Consider the following 22,701-nt stretch of genomic DNA (forward strand, 5'->3'; position numbering starts at 1 on the left):
GTCCAATCGTAACCGATTCCTGCACACGACTATTGTCTGAGCTCAAGCGCCGAGTGGTTCTTCAAGCTTGCATAATTAGCGCGTAATCTGCCATAAATTCTAGATTAAACGTTTCAGCAGGCGTATTTTTGCGATGTTCGCCACTGAGTGGCTACTGCCAATTGACCACTCAGTCAGTTATTTTTGAACACCGCCACGCTGATTTATTCAAAACAATACCTAGTGCGTTCCACGCACTAACTAGGAGAACGGCATGCTTGAGCTCACTGTAGAGCAGATTTCCATGGGCCAGAGGGCTGTGGATAAATCTGCTGCCTTGCACCTGCTCGCTGACAAATTGGTGGCCGATGGCCTGGTCGCCGAGGGTTACCTCAGTGGCTTGCAAGCCCGTGAAGCCCAAGGCTCGACCTTTCTCGGCCAGGGTATTGCCATCCCCCACGGCACCCCGGAAACCCGCGACCAAGTCTTTTCTACCGGAGTGCGTCTGCTGCAGTTCCCCGAAGGCGTGGACTGGGGCGACGGCCAGATCGTCTACCTGGCCATCGGCATTGCCGCCAAATCCGATGAACACTTGCGCCTCCTGCAACTGCTCACCCGCGCCCTTGGCGAGACCGACCTGGGCCAGGCCCTGCGCCGTGCCGGTTCCGCCGAAGCCTTGCTGAAACTGCTGCAAGGCGCGCCGCAGGAACTGGCGCTGGATGCGCAGATGATCAGCCTTGGCGTGTCCGCCGATGATTTTGAAGAGCTGGTCTGGCGCGGCGCACGCCTGTTGCGCCAGGCCGATTGTGTGAGCAACGGCTTTGCCGCCGTCTTGCAGCAAGTCGACGCGCTGCCGCTGGGCGATGGCCTGTGGTGGCTGCACAGCGAGCAGACGGTGAAGCGCCCCGGCCTGGCTTTTGTAACGCCGGACAAACCCATGCGCTACCTCGGCCAGCCCCTCAACGGTTTGTTCTGCCTGGCCAGCCTCGGCGAAGCGCACCAGACCCTGCTGGAACGCCTGTGCGCGTTGCTGATTGAGGGCCGCGGCCAGGAACTCGGGCGCGCCACCAGCAGCCGTGCGGTGCTTGAAGTGCTCGGCGGTGAACTGCCGCCGGACTGGCCGAGCGCGCGCATCACCTTGGCCAACGCCCATGGCCTGCATGCGCGGCCGGCGAAGATCCTTGCGCAATTGGCGAAAAGTTTTGACGGCGATATTCGCGTGCGCATCGTCGATGGCCCGGTGGGCGCTGTTTCGGTAAAAAGCTTGAGCAAGTTGCTGAGCCTCGGCGCGCGGCGTGGCCAGGTGCTGGAATTCGTCGCGGAACCGACGATTGCCGGCGATGCATTGCCGGCTTTACTGGCGGCGGTGCAAGAAGGCCTCGGCGAAGAGGTCGAGCCGCTGCCGACCGTCAGTGCCCAGCCGGCAGCGGTCGACATCGAGCCGGTGATCAGCGCCCCCGCGTCCGGCAGCCAGATCCAGGCCATCGCCGCCGCGCCGGGTATTGCCATCGGCCCTGCACATATCCAGGTTCAGCAAGTCTTCGATTACCCACTGCGCGGCGAATCTTCATCCGTTGAACGCCAGCGCCTGCACGCTGCGCTCAGCGATGTACGCGGGGATATCCAAGGCCTGATCGAACGCAGCAAATCCAAAGCCATCCGCGAGATTTTCATCACCCACCAGGAAATGCTCGACGACCCGGAACTGACCGACGAAGTCGACACCCGCCTCAAGCAGGGCGAGAGCGCCGAAGCCGCGTGGATGAGCGTGATCGAAGCCGCCGCCAAGCAGCAGGAGTCGCTGCAGGACGCCTTGCTCGCCGAGCGCGCCGCCGACCTGCGCGACATCGGCCGCCGGGTGCTGGCGCAACTGTGCGGTGTCGACACCGCCGAGGAACCGAGCGAGCCTTATATTCTGGTGATGGACGAAGTTGGCCCTTCCGACGTCGCGCGCCTGGACCCGGCCCGCGTCGCCGGCATCCTCACCGCGCGTGGCGGCGCCACCGCCCACAGCGCCATTGTCGCGCGTGCCCTGGGCATTCCGGCGTTGGTGGGCGCAGGTGCAGCAGTGTTGCTGTTGGCCGCTGGCACGCCGTTGTTGCTCGATGGCCAGCGCGGTCGCCTGCACGTCGACCCCGACGCCGCCACCTTGCAGCGCGCCAGCGTTGAGCGCGACACCCGCGAACAACGTCTGCAAGCCGCCTCGGCCCAGCGCCACGAGCCCGCCCTGACCCGTGACGGTCACGCCGTGGAAGTGTTCGCCAATATCGGCGAAAGCGCCGGTGTTGCCGCGGCGGTGGAGCAGGGCGCCGAAGGCATCGGCCTGCTACGCACCGAATTGATTTTCATGGCCCACCCGCAGGCGCCGGATGAAGCCACCCAGGAAGCCGAATACCGCCGCGTACTCGATGGCCTCGGCGGCCGTCCGCTGGTGGTGCGCACCCTCGACGTCGGTGGCGATAAACCGCTGCCGTATTGGCCTATTGCCCAGGAAGAAAACCCCTTCCTTGGCGTGCGCGGTATCCGCCTGACCTTGCAACGCCCGCAGATCATGGAAGCGCAATTGCGCGCGCTGCTGCGCTCGGCGGATAACCGGCCGCTGCGCATCATGTTTCCCATGGTCGGCAGCGTCGATGAATGGCGCGCCGCCCGCGATATGACCGAGCGCCTGCGCCTGGAAATCCCGGTGGCCGACTTGCAGCTGGGCATCATGATCGAAGTGCCGTCCGCCGCTTTGCTCGCGCCGGTGCTGGCCAAGGAAGTCGACTTTTTCAGCGTCGGCACCAACGACCTGACCCAGTACACCCTGGCCATCGACCGTGGTCATCCGACCTTGTCGGCCCAGGCTGATGGCCTGCACCCCGCCGTGCTGCAACTGATCGATATCACCGTGCGCGCCGCCCATGCCCATGGCAAATGGGTCGGTGTGTGTGGCGAGTTGGCGGCGGACCCGCTGGCGGTGCCGGTGCTGGTCGGCCTGGGTGTGGATGAGTTGAGTGTGTCGGCCCGCAGCATTCCTGAAGTGAAGGCGCGGGTGCGTGAATTCAGTCTGAGCGAGGCCCAGGGCCTGGCGCAAAAAGCCCTTGCGGTGGGTTCGCCCGCGCAAGTGCGAGCCCTAGTGGAGGCCGTGTAAATGGCGAAGATTCTGACCCTGACGCTGAACCCGGCGTTGGACCTCACCGTACGCCTGGCGCACCTGGAACCGGGCGCGGTGAACCGCAGCGAAACCCTGCTGACCCACGCCGCCGGCAAGGGCGTGAACGTGGCACAGGTGTTGGCCGACCTCGGCCATTACGTGAGCGTGGGCGGTTTTCTCGGCGGCGCAAACCCCGAGGCTTTTGAAGCATTGATCGCCAGCCGTGGGTTTGGCGACGCGTTCGTCCGCGTGCCGGGCGAAACCCGCAGCAATATCAAGATTGCCGAACAGGACGGTCGGGTCACCGACATCAACGCGCCGGGGCCGTTGGTGAGCGAGCAGGCGCAAAAACAACTGCTGAAGCTGGTGGCGGTGATCGCGCCTGAATTCGACGTGGTGGTGGTCGCCGGCAGTTTGCCGCGTGGCGTCAGCGTGCAGTGGTTCCAGGCATTGCTGGAGGAACTCAAATCGCTCGGTTTGAAAATCGCCCTCGACACCAGTGGCGAAGCCTTGCGTGCAGGCCTCAAGGTGGGCCCGTGGTTGATCAAACCCAACGCAGAAGAACTCGCCGAAGCCCTGGATTGCCCCACCGATTCCATCGCACAACAGGCCCTGGCTGCCGAGCGCTTGCACGCTCAAGGCGTGGAGCATGTGGTGATCTCCCACGGCGCTGACGGTGTGAACTGGTTCAGCCCGGGCACGGCGTTGCATGCCACGCCGCCCAAAGTCAGCGTCGCCAGCACCGTGGGCGCGGGCGACTCGTTGCTGGGCGGGATGCTCCACGGTTTGCTCAATGCTGATCTGCCGGAAACCACCCTGCGCCGCGCCACGGCGATTGCCGCGATGGCGGTCACGCAAATTGGCTTCGGTATCAGCGATGACGCGCAGCTGGCGCGTCTCGAAAGCGGCGTTCACGTGCGCGCGCTGACAGAACAATAAGAGGGTTTGTGATGAAGTTAGCCATTGTTACCGCCTGCCCGAACGGCATGGTCACCAGTGTGCTGTGCGCCCGCTTGTTGGACGCCGCCGCGCAACGCCAAGGCTGGAGCACCAGCGTCGAAGTGGTGGACGTGCAGCGCCCGGAACGCCAGTTGTCCCAGGCCACGCTCGATGACGCCGAATGGGTGTTGCTGGTCAGCAGCACGCCGGTGGACATGCAGCGGTTTGTCGGCAAGCGCGTGTTCCAGAGCACGCCGGCCCAGGCGCTGGCGGATGTCGAAGCCGTGCTGCGCCTGGGCGCTGAAGAGGCTGCGGTGTATGCCGCGACTGAACAGGCGGTGAAAAACGCTCCGCGAATCGTCGCGATCACGGCCTGCCCGACGGGCGTCGCCCACACCTTCATGGCCGCCGAGGCCTTGCAGCAAACCGCCAAGCGCCTGGGCTATGACTTGCAGGTCGAGACCCAAGGCTCGGTCGGCGCACGCACGCCGTTGAGCCCGCAGGCGATTGCCGAGGCCGACGTGGTGTTGCTGGCCGCCGATATTGAAGTCGCCACCGAGCGCTTCGCCGGCAAGAAGATTTACCGCTGCGGCACCGGCATTGCGCTCAAGCAATCCGAAGCCACGCTCAACAAGGCCCTGGCTGAAGGCGCGGTGGAAAGCGCAGCCAGTGGTACGACGGCCAGGAAGTCGGAAAAAACCGGCGTGTACAAACACCTGCTCACTGGCGTGTCGTTCATGCTGCCGATGGTGGTGGCGGGCGGGTTGTTGATCGCCTTGTCGTTTGTGTTCGGCATTCACGCCTTTGAAGAAAAAGGCACCTTGGCGGCGGCCCTCAAAACCGTCGGCGACCAGGCCTTTATGCTGATGGTGCCGCTGCTGGCGGGCTACATCGCCTACTCGATTGCTGATCGGCCTGGGCTGGCGCCCGGCATGATCGGCGGGTTGTTGGCGGGTACATTGGGGGCGGGTTTTATCGGCGGCATCCTCGCTGGTTTCCTTGCCGGTTACTGCGTCAAGCTGATCACTCGCGCGGTGAAACTGCCGCAGAGCCTGGAGGCGCTCAAGCCGATCCTGATCATTCCGTTGCTGGCGAGTTTGTTCACGGGCCTGGCGATGATCTACCTGGTCGGCCCACCGGTCGCGCGGTTGCTCACCAGCCTCACGGACTTTCTCAGCACCATGGGCACCACCAACGCGGTGCTGCTGGGCATTCTGTTGGGCGGCATGATGTGCGTCGACTTGGGCGGGCCGATCAACAAAGCGGCGTACGCGTTTTCGGTCGGCTTGCTCGCGGCTTCCAGCGGTGCGCCGATGGCCGCGACCATGGCCGCCGGGATGGTGCCGCCGATTGGCATGGGCATCGCCACGTTTCTGGCGCGCCGCAAGTTTGCGCAGACCGAGCGCGAAGCCGGCAAGGCCGCGATGATTCTGGGCCTGTGCTTTATCTCCGAGGGCGCGATTCCGTTTGCGGCCAAAGACCCGCTGCGCGTCATCCCGGCCAGCATCGCCGGCGGTGCACTGACCGGCGCATTGTCGATGTACTTCGGCTGCAAACTCGCCGCGCCGCACGGTGGCTTGTTTGTGCTGGTGATCCCGAATGCGATGAACCATGCGTTGCTGTACTTGCTGGCGATTGTTGCCGGTAGCCTGTTGACGGGGTTGGTGTATGCGCTGATCAAGCGTCCGGAAGCGGTGGAGTTGGCAGTCAGCTCTGCCAAAGCCTGACACAGGGTAAAAAATGTGGGAGCTGGCTTGCCTGCGATAGCATCACCTCGGTGTCACTGATACACCGAGGTGCCCGCATCGCAGGCAAGCCAGCTCCCACAGTTGATCTCCATTGTCCTTTAGGTCAGTGTCACATCCGCTTCATCCCGCCATGCTTTAGTTGCCCTTTTGATCCTCAAGAGGGCACCTGCATGAGCCACTTCGATCTCGGCCGTCGCCGTGTGATGCAAGCCGTCGGCGCCGGGCTGTTACTGCCGGGCCTGGCGCCGGCGGTGATCGCCTCGGTCAAGGACCGGCCGCAACTCACCGACGGCGTGCAGTCCGGCGACCTGCTGGGCGACCGCGCGATGATCTGGAGCCGCAGCGACCGCCCGGCAAAAATGGTGGTGGAGTGGGACACTCGCAGCGTATTCAGCAACCCGCGCAAATTCATCTCGCCACTGGCCGACAGCCGCTCCGACTTTACCGCCCGCGTTGAACTCACCGGGCTGCCGGTCGACCAGGCGATCTTCTACCGCGTGCATTTCGAAGACGCCCAGACCGGCGTCGCCAGCGAGCCGTGGTTCGGCCATTTGCGCAGCGTGCCGCAGCAACGCCGCGACATCCGTTTTGTGTGGAGCGGCGACACCGTCGGCCAGGGCTTCGGCATCAACCCGGACATCGGCGGCATGCGCATCTACGAGGCCATGCGCCTGCGCCTGCCGGACTTCTTTATCCACAGTGGCGACACCATCTACGCCGACGGCCCGGTGCCGGCGCAGTTGACCGTTGAAGACGGGCGGATTTGGCGCAACATCACCACCGAGGCCAAGAGCAAAGTCGCCGAAACCCTGGACGAATATCGCGGCAATTACCGCTACAACCTGCTCGATGAAAACGTGCGTCGTTTTAATGCCGAGGTGCCGCAGATCTGGCAGTGGGACGATCACGAAGTGGTGAATAACTGGTCGCCGAGCAAGCAGCTTGATGAGCGTTATCAGACCAAAGACATCAAAACCCTGGTTGGCCGTGCGCGCCAGGCCTGGCTGGAATATTCACCGATGCGCCGGCAGAGCGCCGACGGCGGCGGGCGGATTTATCGCAAGCTCAGCTACGGGCCATTGTTGGATGTATTTGTGCTGGATATGCGCAGCTATCGCGGCCCCAACGATGACAACCTGGGCGGCGAAAAACCCTTTCTCGGCCGTGAGCAACTCGACTGGCTCAAGCGCGAACTCAAGGCGTCCCAGGCGCAATGGAAAGTGATTGCCGCCGACATGCCCATCGGCCTTGGCGTGCCCGATGGTGAGGTCAGCCCCGGCGTGCCGCGTTGGGAAGCCATCGCCAACAATGACCCTGGCCCGGCGCAAGGCCGCGAATTGGAAATTGCCGAGCTGTTGGGCTTCTTGCGTGCCCAGCAGGTGCGCAACCATGTGTGGCTGACGGCGGATGTGCACTACTGCGCGGCGCATCACTACCACCCGGATCGGGCGGCGTTTCAGGATTTCGAGCCGTTCTGGGAGTTTGTGGCCGGGCCGTTGAATGCCGGGAGTTTCGGGCCTAATCCGCTGGATAAGACGTTTGGCCCTGAGGTGGTGTTCGAGAAGGCGCCACCTGCGCAAAACACTTCACCGTTTGCCGGCTTTCAGTTTTTTGGTGAGGTGCAGATTGATGGGCAGACGGCGGAGATGACGGTGATATTGCGCGATTTGGATGGGGTGTCAGTATTCGAGCAAAAACTGCAACCCGTCTGACCTGAAATGCATTAAACGATCGTTCCCACGCTCTGCGTGGGAACGCCGCTATGGACGCTCTGCGTCCGCTTTTAAAGTCGTGACGCGGAGCGTCACAAGATGCATTCCCACGCAGAGCGTGGGAACGATCAATCAGTAGACGTCCCGACGATAACGCCCTTGCTCGATCAACCGCTCCACCGCCTCGCTGCCCAGCACCTCGTGCAACACCTGATCCACACCGGTCGCCATGCCCTGCAAACTGCCGCAGACATAAATCGCCGCGCCTTCCGCCAGCCATCGGCGCAGCACATCCGCCGACTCGCGCAGGCGATCCTGCACATAGATCTTCTCTTCCTGATCACGCGAAAACGCCAGGTCCAGCAGGGCCAGGTCGCCGCTGGCCAGCCAGCCTTGCAGTTCGTCCTGGCACAGGTAGTCATGGGCGATATTGCGCTCGCCGAACAGCAACCAGTTGCGCTGCTGGCCATCGGCAATGCGTGCCTTGAGCAAGCTGCGCAGGCCGGCAAGGCCGGTGCCGTTGCCCAGCAGGATCAGCGGCATCGGCGCGTCCGGCAAATGGAAGCCGCTGTTGCGGCGCAGGCGCAGGCTGATGCTGGAGCCGAGGGTGGCGTGTTCCGTCAGCCAGCCCGAACCCAGGCCCAGGCTGCCGTCGGGGTGCCGTTCCTGGCGCACGATCAGCTCCAGAATGCCGTCGCTGGCAATCGAGGCGATGGAGTATTCGCGCATGCCCAAGGGCACCAAGGCGTCCACCAGCGCTTGGGCATGCAGGCCCACCAAGTGCGCGCGGTTGTCCGGCAGTTGGCGAGTGGCCAGGGCTTGGTTGAGGGTTTGCGCCAGGCCGTCGATCAGCACGCCATCGCTGCCGGCCAGGCCCAGGCCTTCGAGGAAGTGGTCGATGGCCCAGGGGCAATTACGCGGCAGCACTTCGACCAGGTCACCGGCCAGCCAGCTGTGCGGCGAGGGCGGGGTTAGGCCGAGCAAGTAAATATCTGAACCGACGCTGCCACGGTTGAGCAGGCGGCGCTGGGTCAGGGTCCAGTTTTCATATTGGGCGCTCTGCCACGCCGCTGCCGGCGCGTGACCGGTGAGTTGGCCCAGTTGCTGTTGCCAGGTGAGCAAGGCGTCGGTGTCACCGCAGTCGACTTCCACTGGCGCGAACAACGGGTTGCCGCCTTGGTGAGTCAGCCAGAAATGCAGGCGCCGGGCAAAGCCGCAAAAGTGTTGGTATTGGCGATCACCCAGGGCCAGTACCGAGTAGTTCAGACCTTTGAGCGACAGGTCTTGGCCGAGCACACTGCGCTCAAACCCACGGGCGCTGTCGGGGGCTTCGCCGTCGCCGAACGTGCTGACCACGAACAGCGCGTTTTCTGAGTGGCGCAGGTCGTCCTGGCTGACCGTGCCCAAGGGCTGCACCTTCACCGGCAAGCCGGCGGCCTGTAATTGCCCTGCCGTCTGCCACGCCAGTTGCTCGGCAAAACCACTCTGGCTGGCGAAACCGATCAGCCAGGCCGGGGCATCGCCAGGGTTGGCGCCGAGGCCTTTGCGTGCATCGCGTACCTGGCGTTTTTTGCGCCGACGGTCGAGGTACAGCAGCCAGCCGGTGATAAAAAACAGCGGCATGCACAGCGCGCTGACGGTGAGAACGATGCGCCCGGTCAGGCCGAAATAACTGCCGGTGTGCAGCGCATAAATACTGGTCAGCCATTGCGACTTGAGGGTCTTGCTGGCGTAGCGGTCGTGGAAGTTGACTTCGCCGGTGGCCGGGTCGAGGTTGATCTGGTTCAGCGCGCGGTCGTGAGGCGAGGTTTTGAGCAGGTAATAGACAATCGCCGGTTGCCCGGCGACGGCCGGCATGCGGATGTTGTAAGCGCTCAAGCCGGGGCCGGCGTTGGCGTAGATGCTGCTCCAGATGGCGTCGTAATTGGCCACCGGCGCAGGGCCTGCGGGCGGTGGGCCGCGTTTGCGCATGCGCTCGTTGTTCGGGGCGTCGGACAACAGCTTGGTCAGGCCCTGGTTGTACCAATCGTAGGACCACGACAAGCCGGTCAGCGCCGCGAACAGATAGAACAGCAGGCACCAGGTGCCGAACACCGAGTGCAAATCCCAGTTGAAGCTGCGGCCCTTTTTGCGCCAGTCCAGGGTCAGCCAGGCACGCCAGCTTGCCACTTGGCGCGGCCAGCGCAGGTACAGGCCGGAGAGGCAGAAAAACACCAGGATCAGCGTGCAGGCGCCGGTGATTTGTCGGCCGGTGTCGCCCATGGCCAGGAAGCGGTGCAGTTGCAGCACAAAGCCGAAGAAGTCCTGGCCGACAGCGTCGCCCATGTAGTCGCCGGTGTAGGGGTCGAAGTAGCGCATCTGGCCACGACGCTCGCCGGGCGGTGCGGTGAAGAACACGCGCGCCGCGTTGCCGCTTTCGCTTTCCACCCACAGCATCGACACGGTCTTGCCTTCGGTGGCTTCCAGCTTGCGCACCAACTCCGCAGGCGGCAGCACCCCGGCTTCGCGTTTTTCGACGTGCAGTACCGTGGGGTTGAGTGCGCGCAGAATTTCATCCTGAAACGAGACCGTGGCCCCGGTGATCCCCATCAATGCCAACACCAGCCCGGCGGTAATGCCGAAGAACCAGTGCAACTGGAACAGGGTTTTCTTCAACACGTCGGACGGCCTCGCTGAGCTGGATAGTAGGTCACGGCGCGCATTATGCCGTGGGTTAACGAGAAATATTCTGTTTTACAGGTAAATCTCTCGCGCATCCGATGCGTGGGTTTGGGCCGGGCGTTTTTGCGCGCGTCTGTCTGCTGTGTTTTACACGGCGGATAGGAATCAATACCATTGGCGCCTCTCTGATTTCAGGTGACGCCCAATGCTGCTGCACATTCCCGGCCTGTTCTCTCGCGAGGAGGTGCTGCGCATTCGCCAAGCCCTGGAAACCACCGAGTGGGCCGACGGTAAAATCACCGCCGGGCACCAGTCCGCCAAAGCCAAACACAACCTGCAATTGCCCGAAGGCCACCCGTTGGCCAAGGAAATCGGCGCGGCGATGCTCGAACGGTTGTGGAAAAACCCCTTGTTCATGTCAGCGGCGCTGCCGCACAAAGTCTTCCCGCCGCTGCTTAATTGCTACACGGCGGGCGGCAGTTTCGACTTCCATATCGATAACGCCGTGCGCCAGGCGCGAGGCAGCCATGAGCGGGTGCGCACTGATCTGTCGTCCACATTGTTTTTCAGCGACCCGGATGAATACGACGGCGGCGAGCTGGAGATCCAGGACACCTTCGGTCTGCAGCGGGTAAAACTGCCGGCCGGTGACATGGTGCTGTACCCAGGCTCCAGCTTGCATAAGGTCAACGCCGTGACCCGCGGCGCGCGCTACGCCTCGTTCTTCTGGACCCAAAGCCTGGTGCGCGAAGACAGCCAGCGCACCTTGCTGTTCGAGATGGACGGCGCGATCCAGCAACTGACTCGCGATGTGCCGGACCACCCGGCGCTGATCCAGCTCACCGGCACCTACCACAACCTGCTGCGCCGCTGGGTTGAGGTCTGACGTGGGCTTTTTATTGCGCCGTGAAGAAGTGCTCAACGTCGAGCAGCTGCAAAGCATGCTCGACGACTCGCCGGTGCGCGCCGCCCAGGCGATCCTGATGGCGGCGAAGGAAGGCGTGATCGACGCCCAGGCCTTGCTCGGGCAAATCCTGCTGGAAGGGCGCGGCATTGCGCGTGATCAAGCGCTGGCATTGCGCTGGTTCCAGATTGCGGCCCAGGGCGGGCATTTAATGGCGCGCAATATGGCGGGGCGTTGCCTGGAACATGGCTGGGGCTGCGCAGTGGACGAAGCGGCAGCGGCGCGCGAGTTTCGCCTGGCGGCAGAGGCGGGGCTGGATTGGGCGCAATACAACTACGCCAATCTGCTGGCGACCGGTCGCGGTGTCGCTGAAGACCGACCGCAGGCGCTGGCGCTGTACCGCCAGGCGGCCGAGCAGGGCCACGCCAAGTCGATGAACCTGCTGGGGCGTTATTTGGACGACGGTCAGTATTGCCCAAGGGATCTGGACGCGGCTGTGCAGTGGTATCGACGTTCAGCCGAAGGCGGGGATTTTCGCGGGCAGTTCAGTTATGCGGCGGTGCTGGCTGATAAAGGGCAGGTCGACGATGCGCTGGAGTGGTTGCGCAAAGCCCTGAAAGGCGGGAATTTGAAGTTTTTGCGAACAGCGTATACGGCGCTGGCGGCGGCGGATGATCCGCAGATTCGGGCAATGGCCGACGCTTACCAACAACGCGCTACCGAACTCGATCGTTCCCACGCTCTGCGTGGGAATGCTGGTCTGGACGCTCTGCGTCCGTACTTGAAGGCGTAACGCGGAGCGTCACCGGATGTGTTCCCACGCAGAGCGTGGGAACGATCACTAACCGTTAAACGTAGTAGGACTTCAACGGCGGGAAGCCATTGAACTCAACCGCGCTGTAGCTGGTGGTGTAGGCACCGGTCGACAACCAGTACAAACGATCACCAATCGCCAGGTTCAGCGGCAGGCCGTACTTGTAGTTTTCGTACATGATATCGGCGCTGTCGCAGGTTGGGCCGGCGATGACCACTTCTTCCATCTCGCCTTTCTTCTCGGTCCAGATCGGGAACTTGATGGCTTCGTCCATGGTTTCGATCAGGCCGGAGAACTTGCCCACATCGGTGTACACCCAACGCTCGACAGCGGTACGGGATTTACGCGCAACCAATACCACTTCACTGACCAGGATACCGGCGTTGGCGATCAGCGAACGGCCCGGTTCCAGGATGATTTCCGGCAGGTCGTCGCCGAAATCTTCCTTGAGGAAGCGGATGATTTCTTCGGCGTAGGTTTCCAGGCTGTTGGTGCGGGTGATGTAGTTGGCCGGGAAGCCGCCGCCCATGTTGATCAGCTTCAGATGAATGCCGTCTTCTTCTTTCAGGCGCTCGAAGATCACTTTGACCTTGGCGATCGCCGCGTCCCACACGCTGATGTCGCGCTGCTGCGAGCCGACGTGAAAGGAGATGCCGTACGGCACCAGGCCCAGGTCGCGGGCGAGGATCAGCAGGTCCATGGCCATGTCGGTCTGGCAGCCGAATTTGCGCGACAAAGGCCAGTCAGCCGTGGTCGAGCCTTCGGTGAGGATACGCACGTAGACTTTCGAGCCTGGCGCAGCCTTGGCGATGTTGCGCAGGTCGGCTTCGGAGTCGGTGGAGAACAGACGCACGCCCTTCTCATAGAAGTAGCGGATGTCCTTGGATTTCTTGATGGTGTTGCCGTAGCTGATACGGTCAGGGCTGACGCCGCGATCCATGACCTTGTCCAGCTCGTAGATCGAGGCGATGTCGAAGCTCGAACCCTTGTCTTTCAACAGGTCGATGATCTCGACGGCCGGGTTGGCCTTGACCGCGTAATAGACTTTGGCGAATTCGAAACCGGCGCGCAGGTCATCGTAGGCCTGGCTGATCATCGCGGTGTCGATCACCACGAACGGGGTTTCTTGCTTGTCGGCGAACGCCTTCATTTTGTCAAAAGTGGCGCGCGCGAAATAATCTTCGACGTTGATCGACATGCTGGGAACTCCTAAGGGCAAACTAAAATTAGCAATGGGTGCAAATGAACGTCCTCCGTATCCCCACTTTGGTTCGCCTACTTCCCAAGGCATGTCGCCGAAAGCAAAAAGGCCATGGGAATAGACGCTTCCCTTGGCCTTGCTGTCTCGTCGTCAGTACTTGAGCCGGATGGATCGTTTCCAGCATGGACGTTCGGCGCGAACTTTAGGACGTGAGGGGCCATAGATCAACTAAAAATGTCGCGTTTTTGCACGCGTTCGTCGCGGAGCCGTGTGCAGCTACTTATTTAACCGACCGGTGTGACGGATTGATGTTCCCCGGGAGGGGCAAGAATGATCGTTCCCACGCTCTGCGTGGGAACGTATGCGGTGACGCTCTGCGTCACGAAAGGCGGGACGCGGAGCGTCCCAGGCGGCATTCCCACGCGGAGCGCGGGAACGATCATTGGTCAGGCCAGCGCGGTTTCGGCAGGCGAAACGATGCTGGTCTTGCCGCCACGCGACTTACCGGAGCTCAGGTACTCGGCAATCGACTCCTGGGTCACTTCACCCAGGAACACCCGCTCAGCGTCCATCACCGGCAACCACGAGCGGTTGAACTCGTACATGCGCGACAGCAGGATGCGCAAGTGCTCGTCGTACGCCGCCGTGGCGTTGAATTCGCGCAAGTATTGGCCGCAAGTACCGGTCTGACGGTGCAGGTCGCGGCGTCGTACATAACCCAGCGCCTTGTTCTCGGCACAGGTGACCACCACGTAACGACGGTCGGTTTCGTCCATCAGCTCCAGCGCCTCGGCCACTGGGGTTTCCGGGCTCACCGACGGGGCGTTGTCTGCGGCGTCTTCGGCTTTCACCAGCAGCAGGCGCTTGAGGGTGCTGTCCTGGCCGACGAAGTTGCTCACAAATTCATCTGCCGGGTGCGCCAGCAGCGTGTCCGGGTGGTCGATCTGCAGCAGTTTGCCGGCACGGAAGATGGCGATTTTGTCGCCCAGCTTGATGGCTTCGTCGATGTCGTGGCTGACCATGATCACGGTCTTGTTCAGCGCGCGCTGCATCTCGAAGAACTCGTTCTGGATCATCTCGCGGTTGATCGGGTCGACCGCGCCGAACGGTTCGTCCATCAGCAACAGCGGCGCATCGGCGGCCAGTGCGCGGATCACACCGATCCGCTGCTGCTGGCCGCCCGACAGTTCACGCGGGTAGCGATGCAGGTATTGCTTGGGCTCCAGCTTGATCATGCTCATCAACTCGCGGGCACGGTCGTGGCATTTCTGTTTGTCCCAGCCGAGCAGCTTGGGCACCACCACGATGTTTTCCTCGATGGTCATGTTCGGGAACAGGCCGATCTGCTGGATCACATAACCAATGTTGCGACGCAGGGTCACCTCATCCAGGTCGGTGGTGTCTTCGCCGTTGATCAGGATCTTGCCCGAGGTGGGCTTGATCAGGCGGTTGATCATTTTCAGCGTGGTGCTCTTGCCGCAACCCGATGGGCCGAGGAATACGCAAATCTCGCCTTCGTTGACGGTCAGGCTTACGTCGTTCACGGCGGAGACAGTTTTGCCGTTGCTTTGAAAAGTCTTGGTCAGGTTTTGAAGTTCGATCATTTGAGCAGTCCTTTTGGAGTCAGCGAGCGTTGCAGCCATTGCAGAAGCAGGTCGGCGAAGATGGCCAGGAGACTGACCAGCACGGCGCCCACGATCAGCATCGACATGTCGCTGCGGCTGATGGAAGCCAGAATAAGTACACCCAGGCCACCGGCGCCGATGGTGGCGGCGATGGTCATTACACCAATGTTCATCACCACGGCGGTGCGCACACCAGCGAGGATCACCGGTACGGCGATGGGCAGCTCGACCATGCGCAGGCGCTGGCCGAAGGTCATGCCGATGCCTTTGGCGGCTTCGCGAATGCCCGGTTCCACGCCGGTGAGGGCGAGGTAGGTGTTACGCATGATCGGCAGCAGGGAATAGAGGAACACGGCGGTAATTGCCGGCATCGGCCCCAGGCCCTGGCCGAACTTGGAGTAGAACGGCAGCAGCAGGCCAAACAGCGCGATGGACGGCACGGTCAGCAGCACCGTGGCGCTGGCTTGCAGCGGGCCGGCGAGGGTTGGGAAGCGCGTCATCAGCACGCCCAGGGGCACGCCGACGACGATTGCCAGGATGACTGCAATGCCGACCAGGGTGATGTGCTGCCAGGTCAGGTGCAGGACTTGTGCCCAATCAAGATGGGAAAAGGCGTTCAGAAATTCCATGTCTTCTCCTCTTATGGGTTGATCGGATGTTGGCGCAGGAAATCTGCGGCCACGGCGGACGGGCTCTCATGATCGACGTCGACCCGCGCATTCAGCTGGCGCATGGTTGCATCGTCGAACAGCGCGGCCAGAGGCTTGAGGTCCGCTTCCAGCTGCGGGTGAGCATCCAGATAAACCTGACGCACCACGGGCGCGGCGGTGTAGTCCGGGAAGTAATGCTTGTCGTCTTCGAGCAGCTTCAATTTGAAGGCGTTCAAGCGACCGTCGGTGGTGTAGACCAAACCGGCAAACACCTGGCCATTACGCAGCGCGGTGTAGACCAGGCCGGCGTCCATCTGCCGGGTGTTTTTGCGCGTGAGGTTCATGTCGTACAGCTTGACCATGCCAGCCATGCCGTCGGAACGGTTGGCGAACTCGGTGTCCAGGGCCACCAGGCGGGTGCCTTTGGTTTTTTCCGCCAGGGCTTGGGTCAGGTCGCTGATGCTGTTGATCTGCGGGAATTCCCTGGCCACGTTCTCCGGCAATGCCAGCGCGTAGGTGTTGCTGAATTTCGACGGGGAGAGCCAGACCAGGCCTTTTTTCGCGTCGAGTTCTTTTACTCGGGCGTAGGACTGTTCACTGTCGAGCTTCTCGTCCACATGGTTGTAGGCCACCAGCGACACACCGGTGTATTCCCAGATCAGGTCCAGTTGCCCGCTTTCCTGGGCACTGCGCGCCAGGTTGCTGCCCAGGCCGCCGGTCACACGGGTGTCGTAACCCTTGGCGCGCAGGTACTGGGAAGTGATTTCGGCGAGCAGGGTCTGTTCGGTGAACACCCGGGCGCCGATGCGGATGACCGGTTTTTCGGCGGCTTGCGCAATGCCTGCAAACAGCAGGACGCAGCTCAATATCAACGTCAGTTTTTTCATGTGATTTCCTTTGCCAAGCCTTAAGACGCACGCAACCCGCGTTCCAGCCAGAGGCGGCTGGCCATGGTCACCAGACCGTCGAGCAGCAATGCCAGCAACGCGGTGCACGCGGCGCCGAGCAGCAATTGCGGCTGATTGTTCAGGGCGATGCCGGGGAAAATCAGGCTGCCCAGGCTGTTGGCGCCAATCAGGAACGCCAGCGGTGCGGTGCCGACGTTGATCGCCAGGGCCACGCGCACGCCGCCGATGATGATCGGCACGGCGTTGGGCAATTCCACGCGAAACAGCACTTGGCGCGGCGTCATGCCGATGCCGGTGGCGGCTTCTTTCAGCGAGCCTTGAACGTTTTTGAGGCCTTCGTAGGTGTTGCGCACGATGGGCAGCAACGAGGCGAGGAACAACGCGAAGATGGCCGGGCCACTGCCGATGCCGAGGACGCCGAGGGCGATGGCCAGTACGGCCAGGGGAGGGACGGTGTTGCCGATGTTGAATATTTGCATGAAGCGTTCTGCGCGCCCGACCATGTTCGGTCGGCTGAGCAGGATACCGGCGGGGATGCCCACAACAAGGGCGGCCAGCATGGAGACTAGAACGAGGATCAGGTGTGCTTGCAGGTAAAACAACAAATCGTCGCGGTACAGTTCGATCGTGTTGATGCCGATCCAGTGGACCAGCAGGGCCAGGAGAGCGACGACAACCGCTCCTCCTATCAGCCCTTTGCCATAGCGAATAGCCACAGGCGGACTCCTTTTTTTCTTTTGTCGGCGAACACATTTCCGAGCGGCAATGCCATTCCTGGCTGTCGGCAAATATGGTCGCGAAATGCAGCTTGTCGATACCGGCAACGCGGTATGCGATCAAGCCATGAGCGCAGCCTCGTCAGGCTAACTTGCTGATTTATCAGCCCCTGGTACGAGTGCGGTAGCAGGGGAGTGGACGTCTCGACCTTTTAAAAGGTTCCACACTTGGCAGCATTTAGCCACCCCCAATCGGGTGAACGGTGGTCTGGCTCCCTGGGTTTGCGCTATACTCGCCGCCCTTTTTTGACTCACCTGCCAGGCGATTTCCCATGACCCACCAGGCCGCCGAAGTCGCGAAACGCCGCACTTTCGCCATTATTTCCCACCCCGATGCCGGTAAAACCACCATCACCGAGAAGCTCCTGCTGATGGGCAAGGCAATCGCTGTGGCCGGCACGGTGAAATCCCGCAAATCCGACCGCCATGCCACCTCCGACTGGATGGAAATGGAAAAACAACGGGGTATTTCCATTACCACGTCGGTCATGCAATTCCCGTATCGCGACCACATGGTCAACCTGCTCGACACCCCAGGTCACGAGGACTTCTCCGAAGATACCTACCGCACCCTGACTGCGGTGGACTCGGCCCTGATGGTCCTCGACGGCGGTAAAGGCGTTGAGCCACGCACCATCGCGTTGATGGACGTGTGCCGCCTGCGCGACACGCCCATCGTCAGCTTCATCAACAAACTCGACCGCGATATCCGCGACCCGATCGAGCTGCTGGATGAAATTGAAGCGGTCCTGAAGATCAAGGCTGCGCCGATCACTTGGCCAATCGGTTGCTACCGCGACTTCAAGGGCGTGTACCACCTGGCCGACGACTACATCATTGTCTACACCGCCGGTCACGGCCACGAGCGTACCGACGTCAAGATCATCGAGAAGCTCGATTCCGACGAAGCCCGCGCCCACCTGGGTGACGAGTACGACCGTTTCGTCGATCAGCTGGAGCTGGTGCAGGGCGCCTGCCACGAGTTCAACCAGCAGGAATTCCTCGACGGCCAGCTGACCCCGGTGTTCTTCGGTACTGCGCTGGGCAACTTCGGTGTCGACCACGTACTCGACGCCGTCGTGAACTGGGCGCCGAAGCCGCTGGCCCGCGTCGCCAACGAGCGTACGGTGGAACCGGTCGAAGAGAAATTCACCGGTTTCGTGTTCAAGATCCAGGCAAACATGGACCCTAAACACCGCGACCGTATCGCCTTCATGCGTATCTGCTCGGGCAAATACGAAAAAGGCATGAAGATGCGCCACGTGCGCACCGGCAAGGATGTACGCATCGGCGACGCCCTGACGTTCTTCTCCTCCGAGCGTGAACAGCTCGAAGAAGCCTACGCCGGCGACATCATCGGCCTGCACAACCACGGCACCATCCAGATCGGTGACACCTTCACCGAAGGCGAAGTGCTGGGCTTTACCGGTATCCCGCACTTCGCCCCGGAACTGTTCCGCCGCGTGCGCCTGCGTGACCCGCTCAAGTCCAAGCAACTGCGCCAAGGCCTGCAGCAATTGGCGGAAGAGGGCGCCACCCAGGTGTTCTTCCCCGAGCGCAGCAACGACATCATCCTCGGCGCCGTCGGTGTGCTGCAGTTCGACGTGGTCGCCAGCCGCTTGAAAGAGGAATACAAGGTCGAATGCTCCTACGAGCCGATCACCGTGTACTCCGCGCGCTGGATCGATTGTGCCGATAAGAAGAAGTTGGAGGAGTTCTCCAACAAGGCCGTGGAAAACCTCGCGGTGGACGGCGGCGGTCACCTGACCTACCTGGCGCCGACGCGGGTGAACCTGGCGTTGATGGAAGAGCGTTGGCCGGATGTGAAATTCCGCGCGACGCGCGAGCATCACTGAGGCTGAATGGAACAAAAAGGGCGAGGCCGTGATGGCTTCGCCCTTTTCATGTGCGCAGACTCCGCTTCCCTTTTGAGAGTTTGTATATGGCCTAAGCCGTCATCATTCCCGGACGAAATAGTTAGGCTAGCCATGCAATAGGGTTTTAAATAATATCCTGGAAATAAGACATGTCTTCGATATGGCCTTTGGCGAGGCCTTGGCTTGGGGTGAAGCGCGGGCCTTGGGCGGACTTGAAATTTGTGTGCTGCCCATTCAGCACGATCTCACGTTCGTTCTTAAGTTCTTGAAATTGGTTTGAATAAGTGGTGTTTCGCATAGTGAGATAGTTGTCGTAGTCGCTTTTCATTTTTGCGAGCAGTTCGTTGCCACTTGAGCTCAGATCGGGATAGCCGCCACTGTCAGCCGTGCTGATCGAAAGGGAGGGGTCCCAACGGTTCAGGCATTTCATTGCCAGGTAAAAAACCAAATCGGAAGGTTCAGAGAACGTCCCGGGGCTCTTATCGCCATCTGCCGCTTGGTTACCTATCAAGGTAGTATGGCGACCAGCAATTGGGTAGATATGAACACGTGTGTTCGGGTCGGTATCGGGAACGATGCAAGGCAGGCTGGCAGATCGTTCATCTCGAGCATACAGCCCAACATACTCTTTGACATTGCTCCCCAGCGTAATCTGGTCGGGTGCAAAGTCAGTGCCGGTGACTGGGTCTATGGCCAGTATATTGATAGAGATATTATGAGGCCTCAGAAGATTCGCCAGCATGTGGCAGCTGACCCCACCGCGCCCCCATCCCACCAGATTGACATGGGTGTATAAGTCAGTGTCTTCCTTCCCACCCAAAATGAGACCGCGCCTCCCTCCCAGTTGCCCAATAAGCCAGTCGTTTGACAACGCATTCAAAAGATTTTCAGTCTCGGTTCTATCAGGTAAATAGGGGAGGGGGACGAGGGGGGAGCCGGGGGGCACCATTTGTAGGTAAATTTGATTTATATTGTCTTTCCACAGACTGCTGAACTCGGTGGATGCCCATAGTGGAATAAGAGTTGAATGAGTAAAGGTGTCGTCACTTAATAGGTAGCCGCTTCCGGGGCCATTTAAAATTACGCTTCCACTCAAGTTACGAGAGTCTATTCTTTCACCGGTAAGCTCATCAAATAAATTCCTACCTTTGATGTTGTTCATAAAATCAAATAAGTAACGCGCTCGTTTACTTGAAAGTGCGCTCATTAAATGAGGTCTTGAGCCAGTGTTGATTTTATCTAGGCCGTATACAGTTGAGCGGCGCCGAATGCAATCGCCGTCGCTGTTGAAAATAAATGTTTTTGCGTTCATCGATAGATCACTCCATTTGCTCTGTTTAATAACTTGTAGCGCCCTCCCAATAAGCAAGGCGACGAACAAGATCATTCATTTATGTTCTTCATTTCTCATGGGTGCCCGATTCCATGATTGGCCTGACCACGCGATTGGGAGTCAGGTAATGTCCTGGAAATAGGACATGTCTTCGATGTGGCCTTTGGCGAGCCCTTGGCTGGGAGTGAAACGAGGGCCCTGGGCAGACTTGAAGTTTGTAAGTTGCCCGTTCAACAGGATCTCTCGGTCGTTGATAAGCTCCTGGCGTTGGTTGGCGTAAGTGGTGCTGCGCATATTGAGATAGTTATCGTATTCACTTTTTATCTTAGCGAGCACTTCGTTGCCACTGATGCTCAGGTCCGGATAACCACCGCTATCAGCTGCGTTGATCGAAAGGGAGGGGTCCCAACGGTTCAGGCATTTCATTGCCAGGTAAAAAACCAAATCGGAAGGTTCAGAGAACGTCCCGGGGCTCTTATCGCCATCTACCGCTTGGTTACCTATCAAGGTGGTATGGCGGCCAGCAATTGGGTAGATATGAACCCGTGTGTTCGGATCGGTATCAGGAACGATGCAAGGCAGGCTGGCAGATCGTTCATCTCGAGCATACAGCCCAACATACTCTTTGACATTGCTCCCCAGCGTTATCTGGTCGGGTGCAAAGTCATTGCCGGTGACTGGGTCTATGGCCAGTATGTTGACAGTGACATTACTCAGATTACTGTCATTCTTCATTCTATTTGCCAGCATGTGACAACTGACCCCACCGCGTCCCCAGCCCACGAGATTTATTTTAGTGCATTGGACTGAATCGCTTTCGAAAAACACACCGGGTTTTAATTGAAATTGTCTGGCGATCCAGTCCCTTGGTAATTCTTTTATAAGCTGATCAAGCTTTGAGAGGTTATGCCGTCGATCGTTGAATGCAGATCTATTTTCGCTGACGATTTGAGATATTTTATATATGTCGTCATTCCAAAGATCAATGAACGGTATGCCAGCCCCTTCAGCAAAACTAGGCGAGTTGCTAAATTTAGCATCATTTAAGTAGTATCCGCTGCCAGGGCCATTTACAATAAAATTTCCTTTTTTGTCAATGATTTGAAGTGTGGTATCGACTTGATGAATGCCGTTCTTAAAGAGCTTTCTAAAATAGCGGTTTGTAAAGTGTGCTGTTCTACTTGACAGCGCAGTCATTAAGTGTGGTCTTGAGCCTGTGGCTATGTTATCCAAGCCGTAGACGGTCTCTTCGCCTTGCTCACTGATATCACCGTCGCTGTTAAAGAAGATGGTTAACGTGCTCATAGGTGGACAACCCGTTGGAGTGGAGTAGATTTCTTCGTATCAAAATTAGCTGAATAGAATCCAATGAATGACTGTGTTCACCCACGTCAGGAGCCATAGCCTGCCGACGTGAGTGGGCCGTCGGGCCGACTAGGTTCGCAGCCATAGCGGAGAAAGGTTACTGGCATACGCTTTCAGCGCGGGGGTCTGCTCTACCAAGCGCTTGGCAATTTGCTCTGGGTCAGAACCCGCAAAGACGCCAGCGATAAAAGCGTCGATCGATTTATATATGTTTTCGACTTCTGCAACGTACTGAGCCTTTGGATCCCGTAACTTTTCATACTGGCGTAACTGTCTTGCCTCTTCGAAGTTATCCTTGAGTTGCCTGTCGATTTCATTGTTACGAGTATTTCGTTCGTTGATTAGTTTAATAAGTTCAACGCGGCCGTTTACCATGTCATTATGTTTTACAGCTGAGTCGGCAAGCTTGAGGATGGTTTTCGCGGCTGCTACCCCTTCTTTTAGTAATTCTTTTTTGAAGGTGGCGGGTGACTCAGTGGCTGTTACAACTTTGTCTATTTGGTTTAAGATAGGCAGGGTCTTATCATAAAAAGACTCTTCTTCATAGGCCTTAATTGCCATGTCAAGCGCGTGCTTTTTTTCCAGCATTACATCATAGTGGTCTTCTTCTTTCTCTATTTTTGAAATGGCTTGAAGGTTCGCTCTGGTGCCAGCGAGTTCTTGAAGCCTAAAGACGTTACTGGTATAGCTCATGTTTTTCAAGTTGAATGTTGGTTTGTAAAGTTCGTCGCGCAGCGCGGTCAATTCCTTTTTCCTGTCGGTAAGCGTCGAGTTCAAATCGCGTTTGTAAGCGTCTAACACGGTGCCTTCCACAGTACCAAGGTCTAGCAGGGCCGCTTCGATGTCAGCCGTGTCAATGACGCTTTTAAGTTTTAGTAAAACGTCATTGGCATTCTGATCAACCGTGTTCAGGTTGTTGGCCAGTGCTGATAGATCACTGTGCAACGCAGATATGTTAATCAGGCTGAGGTGTACTCTTGCATAATAGTTGATAATTGCTCGGCAGTCTTTGACGGTCATTAAATTCGGCGTGCTAAGTGTTATATCAGTGGTCATGGTGATATGCCTTTGCG

The 22,701-nt window shown here is 59.6% G+C and carries 16 protein-coding genes; 7 read left to right on the plus strand and 9 right to left on the minus strand.

Features of this window, described 5'->3' with window-relative positions:
- Window positions 1-253: 253 nt before the first annotated feature.
- The 4 genes from ptsP (at window position 254) to L8I05_RS20790 (ending at window position 7,514) form a co-directional block, all read left to right on the plus strand.
- Complete coding sequence (ptsP, locus tag L8I05_RS20775) at window positions 254-3,112, plus strand: phosphoenolpyruvate--protein phosphotransferase (RefSeq protein ID WP_242171326.1); 2,859 nt, start codon at window positions 254-256, stop codon at window positions 3,110-3,112.
- Window positions 3,113-4,054, plus strand: coding sequence for a 1-phosphofructokinase (pfkB, locus tag L8I05_RS20780; RefSeq protein WP_242171328.1), 942 nt, complete (start codon window positions 3,113-3,115; stop codon window positions 4,052-4,054).
- An 11-nt stretch (window positions 4,055-4,065) separates the two neighbouring features.
- A complete protein-coding gene (locus L8I05_RS20785; protein ID WP_242171331.1) occupies window positions 4,066-5,781 on the plus strand; it encodes a PTS fructose-like transporter subunit IIB in 1,716 nt (571 codons plus the stop codon).
- Between the two features lie 191 nt (window positions 5,782-5,972).
- Window positions 5,973-7,514 (plus strand): alkaline phosphatase D family protein, encoded by a 1,542-nt coding sequence (locus L8I05_RS20790; protein ID WP_242171332.1) that lies wholly within the window; start codon window positions 5,973-5,975, stop codon window positions 7,512-7,514.
- A gap of 132 nt (window positions 7,515-7,646) precedes the next feature.
- Here the strand turns inward: L8I05_RS20790 and L8I05_RS20795 are convergent, their stop codons facing one another.
- Window positions 7,647-10,172, minus strand: coding sequence for a sulfite reductase flavoprotein subunit alpha (locus L8I05_RS20795; protein WP_242171333.1), 2,526 nt, complete (start codon window positions 10,170-10,172; stop codon window positions 7,647-7,649).
- A 208-nt stretch (window positions 10,173-10,380) separates the two neighbouring features.
- Between L8I05_RS20795 and L8I05_RS20800 the strand changes: the two genes are divergently transcribed.
- On the plus strand, window positions 10,381-11,061 hold the full coding sequence (locus L8I05_RS20800; protein ID WP_159954203.1) for a Fe2+-dependent dioxygenase: 681 nt from the start codon (window positions 10,381-10,383) through the stop codon (window positions 11,059-11,061).
- 1 nt (window position 11,062) lies between these two features.
- Window positions 11,063-11,872 (plus strand): tetratricopeptide repeat protein, encoded by an 810-nt coding sequence (locus L8I05_RS20805; protein ID WP_242171334.1) that lies wholly within the window; start codon window positions 11,063-11,065, stop codon window positions 11,870-11,872.
- Window positions 11,873-11,927: 55 nt separating this feature from the next.
- On the opposite strand, the gene L8I05_RS20810 is transcribed toward L8I05_RS20805, so the two are convergent.
- The 5 genes from L8I05_RS20810 to L8I05_RS20830 form a co-directional block, all read right to left on the minus strand.
- The gene (locus L8I05_RS20810; protein ID WP_053254366.1) at window positions 11,928-13,091 is read right to left on the minus strand and encodes a type III PLP-dependent enzyme; all 1,164 of its coding nucleotides are present in this window, start codon (window positions 13,089-13,091) and stop codon (window positions 11,928-11,930) included.
- A gap of 449 nt (window positions 13,092-13,540) precedes the next feature.
- Window positions 13,541-14,698, minus strand: coding sequence for an ABC transporter ATP-binding protein (locus L8I05_RS20815; protein WP_053131666.1), 1,158 nt, complete (start codon window positions 14,696-14,698; stop codon window positions 13,541-13,543).
- A complete protein-coding gene (locus tag L8I05_RS20820) occupies window positions 14,695-15,348 on the minus strand; it encodes an ABC transporter permease (RefSeq protein WP_027604864.1) in 654 nt (217 codons plus the stop codon). Before L8I05_RS20820 ends, L8I05_RS20815 begins: the two co-directional genes overlap by 4 nt.
- 11 nt (window positions 15,349-15,359) lie before the next feature.
- A complete protein-coding gene (locus tag L8I05_RS20825; RefSeq protein WP_242171335.1) occupies window positions 15,360-16,256 on the minus strand; it encodes a glycine betaine ABC transporter substrate-binding protein in 897 nt (298 codons plus the stop codon).
- A 20-nt stretch (window positions 16,257-16,276) separates the two neighbouring features.
- A complete protein-coding gene (locus tag L8I05_RS20830; RefSeq protein WP_242171336.1) occupies window positions 16,277-16,993 on the minus strand; it encodes an ABC transporter permease in 717 nt (238 codons plus the stop codon).
- A gap of 332 nt (window positions 16,994-17,325) precedes the next feature.
- Between L8I05_RS20830 and L8I05_RS20835 the strand changes: the two genes are divergently transcribed.
- The gene (locus L8I05_RS20835) at window positions 17,326-18,909 is read left to right on the plus strand and encodes a peptide chain release factor 3 (RefSeq protein WP_159954205.1); all 1,584 of its coding nucleotides are present in this window, start codon (window positions 17,326-17,328) and stop codon (window positions 18,907-18,909) included.
- Window positions 18,910-19,054: 145 nt separating this feature from the next.
- Here L8I05_RS20835 and L8I05_RS20840 read toward each other — a convergent pair whose 3' ends face one another.
- The 3 genes from L8I05_RS20840 to L8I05_RS20850 all read right to left on the minus strand — a co-directional run bounded on the left by L8I05_RS20840 (window position 19,055) and on the right by L8I05_RS20850 (window position 22,684).
- The gene (locus tag L8I05_RS20840; protein ID WP_242171338.1) at window positions 19,055-20,317 is read right to left on the minus strand and encodes a hypothetical protein; all 1,263 of its coding nucleotides are present in this window, start codon (window positions 20,315-20,317) and stop codon (window positions 19,055-19,057) included.
- 66 nt (window positions 20,318-20,383) lie between these two features.
- Entirely contained in the window at window positions 20,384-21,568 is a 1,185-nt protein-coding gene (locus L8I05_RS20845; RefSeq protein ID WP_242171340.1) for a hypothetical protein, read from the minus strand.
- Window positions 21,569-21,697: 129 nt separating this feature from the next.
- The gene (locus tag L8I05_RS20850) at window positions 21,698-22,684 is read right to left on the minus strand and encodes an alpha-xenorhabdolysin family binary toxin subunit B (RefSeq protein ID WP_242171344.1); all 987 of its coding nucleotides are present in this window, start codon (window positions 22,682-22,684) and stop codon (window positions 21,698-21,700) included.
- Window positions 22,685-22,701: the final 17 nt, after the last annotated feature.

Source organism: Pseudomonas sp. MONT-RG-20F-20-E-7-02 (genome assembly GCF_022662395.1).
Taxonomy (GTDB): Bacteria; Pseudomonadota; Gammaproteobacteria; order Pseudomonadales; family Pseudomonadaceae; genus Aquipseudomonas.

What these genes read in the sequence shown, in the direction of transcription:
- L8I05_RS20835 (WP_159954205.1), top strand. Translation starts at nt 17,326, where the DNA reads ATGACCCACCAGGCCGCCGAAGTCGCGAAACGCCGCACTTTCGCCATT.
- L8I05_RS20810 (WP_053254366.1), bottom strand. Translation starts at nt 13,091, where the DNA reads ATGTCGATCAACGTCGAAGATTATTTCGCGCGCGCCACTTTTGACAAA.
- L8I05_RS20840 (WP_242171338.1), bottom strand. Translation starts at nt 20,317, where the DNA reads ATGATCTTGTTCGTCGCCTTGCTTATTGGGAGGGCGCTACAAGTTATT.
- L8I05_RS20845 (WP_242171340.1), bottom strand. Translation starts at nt 21,568, where the DNA reads ATGAGCACGTTAACCATCTTCTTTAACAGCGACGGTGATATCAGTGAG.
- ptsP (WP_242171326.1), top strand. Translation starts at nt 254, where the DNA reads ATGCTTGAGCTCACTGTAGAGCAGATTTCCATGGGCCAGAGGGCTGTG.
- L8I05_RS20815 (WP_053131666.1), bottom strand. Translation starts at nt 14,698, where the DNA reads ATGATCGAACTTCAAAACCTGACCAAGACTTTTCAAAGCAACGGCAAA.
- L8I05_RS20800 (WP_159954203.1), top strand. Translation starts at nt 10,381, where the DNA reads ATGCTGCTGCACATTCCCGGCCTGTTCTCTCGCGAGGAGGTGCTGCGC.
- L8I05_RS20850 (WP_242171344.1), bottom strand. Translation starts at nt 22,684, where the DNA reads ATGACCACTGATATAACACTTAGCACGCCGAATTTAATGACCGTCAAA.
- L8I05_RS20790 (WP_242171332.1), top strand. Translation starts at nt 5,973, where the DNA reads ATGAGCCACTTCGATCTCGGCCGTCGCCGTGTGATGCAAGCCGTCGGC.
- L8I05_RS20825 (WP_242171335.1), bottom strand. Translation starts at nt 16,256, where the DNA reads ATGAAAAAACTGACGTTGATATTGAGCTGCGTCCTGCTGTTTGCAGGC.
- L8I05_RS20785 (WP_242171331.1), top strand. Translation starts at nt 4,066, where the DNA reads ATGAAGTTAGCCATTGTTACCGCCTGCCCGAACGGCATGGTCACCAGT.
- L8I05_RS20820 (WP_027604864.1), bottom strand. Translation starts at nt 15,348, where the DNA reads ATGGAATTTCTGAACGCCTTTTCCCATCTTGATTGGGCACAAGTCCTG.
- pfkB (WP_242171328.1), top strand. Translation starts at nt 3,113, where the DNA reads ATGGCGAAGATTCTGACCCTGACGCTGAACCCGGCGTTGGACCTCACC.